An 8249-nucleotide genomic window follows, 5' to 3' on the forward strand; every position below is an offset into this window, starting at 1 on the left:
GGAGAAGATACATGGCGAATGACATGAACTATCAGGCCGCTCGTGAAGCAGACGCGCTTCATAGAGCGACAATTCCTCATGCGGTCTCCGCACGGTTTATCCGTGCTCGCCGCGCTCTTCATGTCACGCTCTCCAACGGTGTTGAGATAAGCGTGCCTGTGAGTCTGATACAAGATTTGCAGGACGCTTCCCTGAATGATCTGGCCGAGATCGAGATCACCCCGCTGGGGAATGGCCTTCACTGGCCCCGTCTCGACGCCGATGTTCTGGTCGAAGGTCTGATCCACGGTATCTACGGTTCCAGGAGCTGGATGGCGGCACAGATGGGACGTGTGGGCGGATCATCCGCCAGCCAGGCAAAGGCGACGGCAGCACGCCGGAATGGTGCTAAAGGCGGTCGGCCAAGGAACGTCGCGTAAGAAAGACGGCTGACCACTGTGAGCTAGACAGGCCGGTGAGCATGGTGGTTGCTGAAACCGCAAAAGGTTATTACATTGGTAATAACATTAGGGGGGATTCACTATGGTCGAGCTGAAAGTGCGAAAATTCGGAAACTCACTCGGGGTCGTACTACCCAAGGAAGTGATTTCACGGCTGAACACCCAGGATGGCGCGCCCCTGTATCTGATCGAAGCACCAGAAGGCGGATATCGGCTCGTGCCCTATGATCCTGACTTCGAAACCAAAATGACAAAGGCTGAAGATATTATGCGGCGTTACCGTGATACGCTGCATGTTCTGGCTCAATGACAGCCTTCGTCTGGATAGACGAACGGGATACCTTGATCCTGCATGATCGGCTGTTGGGGGTGCATGGTGGCGCTTCCGGCGTACGGGATGCAGGTCTTCTGAAATCCGCGCTTGCCCGGCCACAGCAGCATGCGGCTTATGCGGATCCGCTGGATCCAGTGCATCTGGCGGCCGTCTATACGGCGGGTATCGTCAAAAACCATCCTTTCATCGACGGGAACAAGCGTACGGGCTTTGTGCTCGGTGTGCTGTTTTTGGAACTGAACGGCTATCGTTTCACGGCAGCCCAGGAAGATGCAGCAAATGCGGTTCTCGCGCTGGCGGCAGGTCAGATGGACGAACTGGGCTATGCGGCATTCCTGACCGCCAATGTCGCATCCGAAAGGGTATGACGGTAAACGAGGAACGCGATGAGTGTGCTTTTTTCGTTTCCTGAGGTGGTTCTGGCGACATTTGTCTTTATGGACCAGACTAATATGGCTAAGTCTTTTTTTTTGAGTAAACTCAGGAGGCTTTCGCCATGCGCACGGTCAACATCCACGAAGCCAAGACCCATCTGTCCCGGCTGATTGACGCGGCCATGAAAGGGGAAAGCTTCATCATTGCCAAAGCCGGCCGGCCGATGGTGCGGGTCAGCCCGATTACGGCTCCTGAAGAGTTACAGCAACGGCGTCTGGGGTTTCTTGCTGGAAAAATCCGGGTGCCCGAAGATTTTGATCGCATGGGACAGGACGATATTGTGTCTCTGTTCGACGGTCCGGCATGAGGCTTCTTCTGGATACCCATCTGCTGCTTTGGGCGGCCGGAGAGCCTGACAAGCTGTCAACACGGGCGAAAACCCTGATGGAAGATCAGGACAATGTTCTGGTCTTCAGTGCGGCCAGTCTCTGGGAGATCACCATTAAGACCAGGCTGGGACGGGCAGACTTCCAGGTCGATCCTCATCTGCTGCGACGCGGTCTGATCGAAAACGGTTATGAGGAGTTACCGATCACCAGCCAGCACGCCTTGGCAGTCGGACAACTGCCAGATGTGCATCGGGATCCCTTTGATCGGATCCTTGTGGCACAGGCCACGGTGGAAGGATTGCTTCTGCTGACCCATGATCCGCTGGGAAAGGCTTATCCAGGCCCGATCGAAGCAGTCTGAAGGAGATCGACCAGTATGAGCTACAAAAATAGGTCCATGCCCTCGCTGCACAGTGACGAAGCGGCCGAGGATTTCGTCGCGACCGCCGATCTGACCCGGTATGACCTGTCCGGTTTCAAGCCCATGCGCTTTGAGATCGAACCCAAGGCGGCCGCCCTCAACATGCGCCTGCCGGCGTCCCTGCTGGAGACCGATGTCGCACAGACGCGGTAAAGTATATTCCGACCAGAACAGAGGAGATCGGGCGATGTAGGTACGCTCGGAAATCACTCCGCGCGTCATGGAGGGGAAGCTCCCATGTCTCGCACCTATCATCACAGCCGCAAATACGGTCGCAATCATCGCTGGGCCAACCAGCCGGATCGCTGTGGCTATGGAGGCTCACGTGAAGCCTCTGAATCTCCCAACTGGTACAGTCATCTGCACGATATCCGTCCTGGCCGTCATCATGACAGGCATGTTGCCCGCCTGATCATCAAGGGCGACCTCGATCCTGTCGAGGCGGTCTTTCCGTATACCGGCACCCGGCGACCCCACGAATATTACTGGTAATCTTCAGCGCGGGAATGAGAGGTCGTTCCCGCGTTCTGTTTCCGTCTGGATTTTCAGGCCAGTTTTGGCCTGCGTCCACGTTTTTTTTCCGGTACATGCGTGACCGGCACCTGATCTTCAGCAGTGGGGGCTATAACATCAGGTGCGGTCCTGGCTGCCCGCCCCAGTCCGATTTTCTGTGCCAGGGCAGAGCGTCGGGCTGCATAGGTGGGTGCTACCATCGGGTAGCTTGCAGGCAGGACCCATTTCTCCCGATACTGTTTTGGCGTCATGCCATAGGCGGACTGGAGATGACGCTTGAGCATCTTCAGTTTTTTTCCGTCCTCCAGACAGACAACGTAATCTGGAAAGACCGATTTCTTCACAGGCACGGCCGGTACCAGATTCGGTGTTTCGGTTGTCGTCTGTTCCAGACTGCCGAGTGCCTGAAGCACCTTGGCGATGAGGCCGGGCAGAGTATCCGCCGGAACCGTATTGCTGCTGACATAGGCCGTGACAATCCGGGTCGTCAGTTCCCGCAGCGTGTCTGTTTCAGATGATTGTGTTTCGTAGTCAGTCATGGTCGTTTCCGTCTGTTGTCCTGTCATGTTCCCGGTCCCTGTCGAAGGCATGAAGCCCTGCGCGTCTCCAGCATATTTTCAGGTCGCCCGAAGCGGTATTCCTACCCCCCCGAAGCTGCCTTGCAATATCCAGGAAGGCCCCGAGCAGGGTGGCACGGTCATCATCAGTCAGATCGACCAGTCCTGCCTTCTGTACCAGGCCGCCCAGTTCGATCAGATGATGGGTGCGTTCCCGTCGCGCCTTCGCCCAGTCGCGCATGTCAGTACGTGCCTTTCGTGCCTGATGGCGATGGATCAGGGCCGCCTGCTTTCTGATCTGTCTTTCAAGCGCCAGAAGCTCCGCTCTGATCATTTCCGGTTCCTTTCCGGCCGCCCTTTTTTCCGCCTGCCTGAAAGAACGCCGTCCCCCGTTCGGTCCACCTCGCGACGGCTTCGGGTTTGCCGTCCGCCTGCTCGATAGCCGCAAGCAGTACACCGGCCAGCGCCTCGATCGACATGGTATCGGCTCCCGTCGCCTCGACCAGTTCACCGAGCTGGATGGTTATTTGCGCCTTAAGCTGCTTCGCCTTTTCCTGAAGCGCCTTCAGTTCCGTATCAATGTCCCGTGGTTTACGCATTTTTGGTCCCCTGTTCTGCTGGTTTGTGCCATACTCTATCACACAGGCGAGAACCGCGTCACTCATCCAGAGTAATCAATTCTTATGGCGCAGTAAAATGTGAGTGCGCGCTTATACGTCACTTCGTGACATGCGCTTAAGGGGTGTGATAGGATCGTGCTCATGGCGATCTATCACCTGCATGCAAAGGTCATCAGCCGCGCCACCGGCCGGAGCGCCGTGGCGGCGGCGGCTTATCGCGCAGCGTCCCGCCTGCATGATGTGCGGCTGGATCGCGACCATGACTTTTCCAACAAGAGCGGCGTGGTGTATTCCGAGATCCTGCTGCCCGATGGCGCGCCGGAACGGTTTCTTGATCGTGCGACCCTATGGAATGAGGTCGAGGCGATCGAGAAACGCAAGGATGCCCAGCTTGCCCGTGAGGTGGAGTTTTCAATCCCGCGCGAAATGACCCAGGCGCAAGGGATCGCGCTGGCACGGGATTTTGTGCGGGAGCAGTTCGTGGAACGCAGTATGGTGGCCGATCTCAATGTACATTGGGATATTGGTGAGGACGGACAGGCGAAGCCCCATGCACATGTGATGCTGTCCACGCGGTCTGTGGATGAGAATGGTTTCGGTGCGAAAGAACGCTCATGGAACGACAAGGAACTCCTGCTGACATGGCGGGAGCGATGGGCGTCACTTGCCAATGAACGGCTGGCCGAACTGGACCTGGACGTGCGGATCGATCATCGGTCGTTCGCGGCACAGGGGATCGACCTTGAGCCGCAGAACAAGATTGGTCCGGCCGGAATGCGCCGGGAAGAGCGGGGCGAGGATGCGGAACGGGTTGCTGATCATCTGGAGATCGCGCGACGCAATGGGGAAAAGTTGCTGGCTGAGCCTCATGTGGCGCTGGAGGCGCTGACGCGACAGCAGAGCACATTCATCCGGCAGGACCTGGCGCGGTTCGTGGACCGGCATACGGCGGACGCGGAACAGTTCAGTGCTGTCATGGTTCGGGTGGAGGCATGTCCGGAGCTGGTAGCGCTCGGGAAAGACGGGCACGGGCGAGAGCGGTTTTCCACACGGGAGATGATCGGGGTCGAGCAGCGGCTGGAAGAGGCGTCGCTCGCGATGGGACAGTCCCAGGGTCATGCGGTGCCGCTGGCGGTGCGTCGGGTAGCGATGGCGCGGGACGGGCTTGGGGACGAGCAGGCGCTGGCGGTGGGCGAGGTCACGAAGTCCCGCGACCTGTCCGTCGTGGTCGGGTATGCCGGGACGGGGAAGAGCACCATGCTGGGTGTGGCCCGTGAGGCGTGGGAGGCAGCCGGGTACCGGGTGCGCGGGGCGGCGCTGTCGGGGATCGCAGCGGAAGGTCTGGAAGCCGGGTCCGGGATCGAGAGCCTGACGCTGGCCTCCCTGGAGCGTGCGTGGGAACGTGGGTTCGACCTGCTGGAGCGCGGGGACGTGCTGGTGGTGGACGAGGCCGGCATGGTGGGGTCAAGGCAGATGGAGCGGGTTTTGTCAGCCGCGCGCGGGACCGGGGCCAAGGTGGTGCTGGTGGGCGATCCCGAGCAGTTGCAGGCGATCGAGGCTGGTGGGGCGTTCCGGGCGGTGGCCGAGCAGGTCGGGTCGGTGGAAATCACGACGGTGCGCCGGCAGCGTGAAGGCTGGCAGCAGGCGGCCACGAAGGAGCTGGCGACGGGGCGGACGGGGGAGGCGCTGGGTCGCTATGAGGCGGCTGGCCTGGTGCGTGGGCATGACACGCTGGAAGAGGCGCGGGCCGGAGTGGTGGCCGGGTGGGATGAAGCCCGGCAGGCCGCCCCAGAAGAAAGCCAGATCATGCTGGCGCATCGGCGTGTTGATGTGCGGGCGCTGAACGAGGCGGCGCGGGAGATCCGTAAGGACGCGGGGGAGCTGGATGCTGATGTCGAACTGTCGGTGATGACGGTTCAGGGGGAGAGGCGTTTTGCGCATGAGGACAGGGTGTATTTCCTGCGTAATGACCGGGACCTGGGGGTGAAGAACGGCACGTTGGGCACGGTGCGTGGGCTGTATGGCATGGATGAGGACCGGATCATGCTTTCTGTGCAGCTTGATGGTCCTGATGGCATTGGGACCGGACGGGTCGTGTCCGTGCGGCTGTGGGAGTATGACGCGCTGGATCATGGCTATGCCGCCACCATCCACAAATCGCAGGGTGTGACGGTGGACCGGGCGCATGTGCTGGCGACGGGGAGCATGGACCGGCACGGGGCCTATGTGGCGCTATCGCGGCATCGGGAGAGCGTGTCCGTCCATTGGGGCCGGGATGATGTGGGCGACCGGGACGGGCTGGTGAAGCAGCTGTCGCGCGAGCGGCTGAAGGATACCACGCTGGATTACCCGCATGTCCGGGATCAGGATGCCGGATTTGCGCGGCGGCGCGGGCTGCATGTCCCCGAGAGCGAGATCGTGGTGGAGCGTGAGAAGGCCGCCTCTGGCCCCCGGCAGGACAGGCAGGCTGAAGGTGTGCCTATGCCAGAGCCTGCGTCAGCACAGCAAAAACGCGGGATGTTCGATGGACTGGACCTGTCCGTGCGGCCGGGGCGTCGCACGGCGGAAAAAGACGTGTCGGCCGGGATGGATGCCGGGGCCGGTAAGGGGGAAAGTGGGGTTGAGCGTGAGGCTCCTGTCTCTCCCTTTGTGGGTTTGAGGCTGCCCCGTGTGCAGCGTGAGCAAGTGCCGGCCGGACTGGACGGGTTTGTACCGGGGAGTGACCCGCTTCAGCAGGCGGTGGAGCGGTATGCGCGGGCCTGGGTGGATGCCGAGCGCATGGTGCGTCAGGAGCTGCCGGTGCTGGAGCACCAGAAGAGGGCGCTTTTTGAAGCCGGTCGGGATTTGGAACGGGTCCGGCGTGGTGGTGAGGCGGATCTGCGGGCGGCGCTGAAGCATCAGCCGGAGATCCGGCAGGCGCTGTATGGTCTGGAAGGTCCGGCACGGGCGCGCAAACTGGTCGAGGGGCTGGAGCATGAGGACAGGGTGCGGAAGAGTCCGGATCTGCGGGCGGCGCGGTTTGTGAAGACCTGGGACGGGCTGAGCCGGGAGCAGCAGGGTGTGGCGCTGAAGGAGCTGAAGCGGGATGCGCAGCTTGAGTCCATCCTGCGGGAGAAAAGCCGCGAGCTGGGCATCAGGAAGGGATCGACGCTCGATCACGGGTTGCATCCCCATCAGCGGGAGCAGGCCCTCTCACGCTCCAGGTCGCGCGGTATGGATATGGGGATGTAGGATTTTTCTGGAAAGATATCGTATTTATATTTATGATATCATTTCAGAAATTAGGAGTTCTGTCATGTCTTCTGTGGTTATTCGCAATCTTCCGGAAGAGACGCATCGGGCGCTGAAGGCGCAGGCTGTGCTGCATGGACGCAGCACAGAAGCGGAGATCCGGACCATTCTGGAAGCTGCCGTCCGGCCCTCGCAGCGGGTGCAGCTGGGGTCGCTTCTGGCGTCTATTGGTCGTGAGGCCGGTGTGCGTGAACAGGATGTCACGACCTTGCAGGTTCGCGATCAAACTCCGGCCGAGCCGATGTCCTTCGAATGATCCTGCTTGATACCAATGTGATTTCCGAGCCGTGGAAACCTGCCCCTGAACCGCTTGTCCTGGCCTGGATTGATGCGCAGGCGATCGAGACGCTTTTTCTGTCCGCCGTCACAGTAGCGGAGTTGCGTTTCGGGATCGGAGCGATGCCGGCGGGTCGGAGACGTTCGGTGCTTCATGAGCGGTTGGAGCGGCAGGTTCTGCCCCTATTCGCGGGACGTGTCCTGTCGTTCGATCTAGCGGCGTCTCAAGCCTATGCCGAACTGATGGTGCGGGCTAGGTCAGAGGGGCGGGCAATTGGCAAGGCGGATGGCTATATTGCCGCGACCGCCGCATCTCGTGGTTATGCTGTAGCCAGCCGCGACGTGTCGCCTTTTGAGGCAGCCGGTGTGCGGGTTCTTAATCCGTGGGAGGGCGTCTGATGCCGGACACAGATCCCGCAGCGCAAGCTTTCGACGATCTGCGGGCTGAAGTGTCGGTGCTGCGTCGGGCTGTGGAAGCGTTGCCGCAGGCGTGGCGGGATAACCGACCGCCGGATTACACGGAGGATCTGGCCCGCGTCGTAAAAGCCATGAACGCGGTTAGTACGCGGATGAAGGCGATTGAGGACACTCCAACGCTGAAAATGACGCCTCAGGCGTATGGGCAGGGGATACGGGAGGAAGGACTAGGGCCTGTTAGATCTTAAAATACTTCCTATATTGTATGGATTGAAGAAGGAGACGGAACAGGCACTTTCACTGATGAGACATGGGCGATCTGGGAACCGCTGATTGAGGCGGTTCGGCCAAGGGGCAAGACACCGCCCCATGATCTGCGGCGTACGATAGCAGCGATCTTCTGGCGTCATGAGAATGGTGCGAAATGGCGAAGTATCCCCGCTGAGCTGGGTCCGTGGTGGCGGGCGGCGCAGCTTTTCATCCGCTGGGCGAAACTGGGGGTGTGGGAACGCCTGCTCGAACTGGTTCAGGAGCACCACGGAGTGGCGCTGGGCATGACTTTTCTGGATGGCACGAACATCAGGGCTCACCACAAGGCGGCGGGAGCCCAAAAAAA

Annotated in this window: 14 protein-coding genes and 1 pseudogene; 12 read left to right on the top strand and 3 right to left on the bottom strand. The window is 60.3% G+C overall.

The annotated features are described in order from the left end of the window. Positions 1 to 11 precede the first annotated feature (11 nt). From GEU01_RS23235 to GEU01_RS18040, 7 genes are all read left to right on the top strand, one after another. On the top strand, positions 12 to 419 hold the full coding sequence (locus GEU01_RS23235; protein ID WP_042710944.1) for a DUF2442 domain-containing protein: 408 nt from the start codon (positions 12 to 14) through the stop codon (positions 417 to 419). Positions 420 to 522: 103 nt separating this feature from the next. Then, positions 523 to 750 carry an AbrB/MazE/SpoVT family DNA-binding domain-containing protein gene (locus tag GEU01_RS18015; protein WP_026018855.1) on the top strand — a complete coding sequence of 76 codons (228 nt, stop codon included), beginning with the start codon at positions 523 to 525 and terminating at the stop codon, positions 748 to 750. After that, a complete protein-coding gene (locus GEU01_RS18020; RefSeq protein WP_010665988.1) occupies positions 747 to 1142 on the top strand; it encodes a type II toxin-antitoxin system death-on-curing family toxin in 396 nt (131 codons plus the stop codon). Before GEU01_RS18015 ends, GEU01_RS18020 begins: the two co-directional genes overlap by 4 nt. Positions 1143 to 1270: 128 nt before the next feature. Further along, on the top strand, positions 1271 to 1516 hold the full coding sequence (locus tag GEU01_RS18025; protein ID WP_006560453.1) for a type II toxin-antitoxin system Phd/YefM family antitoxin: 246 nt from the start codon (positions 1271 to 1273) through the stop codon (positions 1514 to 1516). After that, positions 1513 to 1899: a type II toxin-antitoxin system VapC family toxin gene (locus tag GEU01_RS18030; protein ID WP_019087197.1), complete on the top strand. Its 387-nt coding sequence runs from the start codon at positions 1513 to 1515 to the stop codon at positions 1897 to 1899. The genes GEU01_RS18025 and GEU01_RS18030 overlap by 4 nt, the downstream gene beginning before the upstream one ends. Positions 1900 to 1935: 36 nt before the next feature. Then, positions 1936 to 2112: a CopG family antitoxin gene (locus GEU01_RS23240; RefSeq protein WP_019087198.1), complete on the top strand. Its 177-nt coding sequence runs from the start codon at positions 1936 to 1938 to the stop codon at positions 2110 to 2112. Positions 2113 to 2196: 84 nt separating this feature from the next. Continuing rightward, a complete protein-coding gene (locus GEU01_RS18040) occupies positions 2197 to 2451 on the top strand; it encodes a hypothetical protein (RefSeq protein WP_012813384.1) in 255 nt (84 codons plus the stop codon). Positions 2452 to 2504: 53 nt separating this feature from the next. Here GEU01_RS18040 and GEU01_RS18045 read toward each other — a convergent pair whose 3' ends face one another. The 3 genes from GEU01_RS18045 to GEU01_RS18055 form a co-directional block, all read right to left on the bottom strand. Next, positions 2505 to 3011 (bottom strand): MucR family transcriptional regulator, encoded by a 507-nt coding sequence (locus tag GEU01_RS18045; RefSeq protein WP_019087200.1) that lies wholly within the window; start codon positions 3009 to 3011, stop codon positions 2505 to 2507. Beyond that, positions 3004 to 3270 (bottom strand): conjugal transfer protein TraD, encoded by a 267-nt coding sequence (locus GEU01_RS18050; RefSeq protein WP_026018856.1) that lies wholly within the window; start codon positions 3268 to 3270, stop codon positions 3004 to 3006. The genes GEU01_RS18045 and GEU01_RS18050 overlap by 8 nt, the downstream gene beginning before the upstream one ends. Positions 3271 to 3334: 64 nt before the next feature. Continuing rightward, positions 3335 to 3694, bottom strand: coding sequence for a conjugal transfer protein TraD (locus tag GEU01_RS18055; protein WP_026018857.1), 360 nt, complete (start codon positions 3692 to 3694; stop codon positions 3335 to 3337). A gap of 96 nt (positions 3695 to 3790) precedes the next feature. Here GEU01_RS18055 and traA point away from each other — a divergent pair, with 96 nt between their 5' ends. The 5 genes and pseudogenes from traA to GEU01_RS24860 form a co-directional block, all read left to right on the top strand. Next, positions 3791 to 6880: a Ti-type conjugative transfer relaxase TraA gene (gene traA / locus GEU01_RS18060; RefSeq protein ID WP_019087203.1), complete on the top strand. Its 3090-nt coding sequence runs from the start codon at positions 3791 to 3793 to the stop codon at positions 6878 to 6880. Between the two features lie 64 nt (positions 6881 to 6944). Beyond that, a complete protein-coding gene (locus tag GEU01_RS18065; RefSeq protein WP_019087204.1) occupies positions 6945 to 7196 on the top strand; it encodes a FitA-like ribbon-helix-helix domain-containing protein in 252 nt (83 codons plus the stop codon). Further along, complete coding sequence (locus GEU01_RS18070) at positions 7193 to 7615, top strand: type II toxin-antitoxin system VapC family toxin (RefSeq protein ID WP_019087205.1); 423 nt, start codon at positions 7193 to 7195, stop codon at positions 7613 to 7615. The genes GEU01_RS18065 and GEU01_RS18070 overlap by 4 nt, the downstream gene beginning before the upstream one ends. Beyond that, positions 7615 to 7863: pseudogene (locus GEU01_RS23245) on the top strand (DUF6118 family protein); the annotation flags it as partial. The gene GEU01_RS18070 and the pseudogene GEU01_RS23245, both read left to right, overlap by 1 nt. A gap of 87 nt (positions 7864 to 7950) precedes the next feature. Next, positions 7951 to 8249: transposase (locus tag GEU01_RS24860; RefSeq protein ID WP_232272449.1), on the top strand; the 299-nt coding region annotated here is incomplete at its 3' end.

Origin of the sequence: Komagataeibacter europaeus LMG 18890 (genome assembly GCF_000285295.1) — a bacterium.
GTDB classification, from domain to species: domain Bacteria; phylum Pseudomonadota; class Alphaproteobacteria; order Acetobacterales; family Acetobacteraceae; genus Komagataeibacter; species Komagataeibacter europaeus.

Bases quoted from the DNA above. Each gene is read 5' to 3' on its own strand.
- GEU01_RS23235 (WP_042710944.1), top strand. From the start codon at position 12: ATGGCGAATGACATGAACTATCAGGCCGCTCGTGAAGCAGACGCGCTT.
- GEU01_RS18015 (WP_026018855.1), top strand. From the start codon at position 523: ATGGTCGAGCTGAAAGTGCGAAAATTCGGAAACTCACTCGGGGTCGTA.
- GEU01_RS18020 (WP_010665988.1), top strand. From the start codon at position 747: ATGACAGCCTTCGTCTGGATAGACGAACGGGATACCTTGATCCTGCAT.
- GEU01_RS18025 (WP_006560453.1), top strand. From the start codon at position 1,271: ATGCGCACGGTCAACATCCACGAAGCCAAGACCCATCTGTCCCGGCTG.
- GEU01_RS18030 (WP_019087197.1), top strand. From the start codon at position 1,513: ATGAGGCTTCTTCTGGATACCCATCTGCTGCTTTGGGCGGCCGGAGAG.
- GEU01_RS23240 (WP_019087198.1), top strand. From the start codon at position 1,936: ATGCCCTCGCTGCACAGTGACGAAGCGGCCGAGGATTTCGTCGCGACC.
- GEU01_RS18040 (WP_012813384.1), top strand. From the start codon at position 2,197: ATGTCTCGCACCTATCATCACAGCCGCAAATACGGTCGCAATCATCGC.
- GEU01_RS18045 (WP_019087200.1), bottom strand. From the start codon at position 3,011: ATGACTGACTACGAAACACAATCATCTGAAACAGACACGCTGCGGGAA.
- GEU01_RS18050 (WP_026018856.1), bottom strand. From the start codon at position 3,270: ATGCGCGACTGGGCGAAGGCGCGACGGGAACGCACCCATCATCTGATC.
- GEU01_RS18055 (WP_026018857.1), bottom strand. From the start codon at position 3,694: ATGAGTGACGCGGTTCTCGCCTGTGTGATAGAGTATGGCACAAACCAG.
- traA (WP_019087203.1), top strand. From the start codon at position 3,791: ATGGCGATCTATCACCTGCATGCAAAGGTCATCAGCCGCGCCACCGGC.
- GEU01_RS18065 (WP_019087204.1), top strand. From the start codon at position 6,945: ATGTCTTCTGTGGTTATTCGCAATCTTCCGGAAGAGACGCATCGGGCG.
- GEU01_RS18070 (WP_019087205.1), top strand. From the start codon at position 7,193: ATGATCCTGCTTGATACCAATGTGATTTCCGAGCCGTGGAAACCTGCC.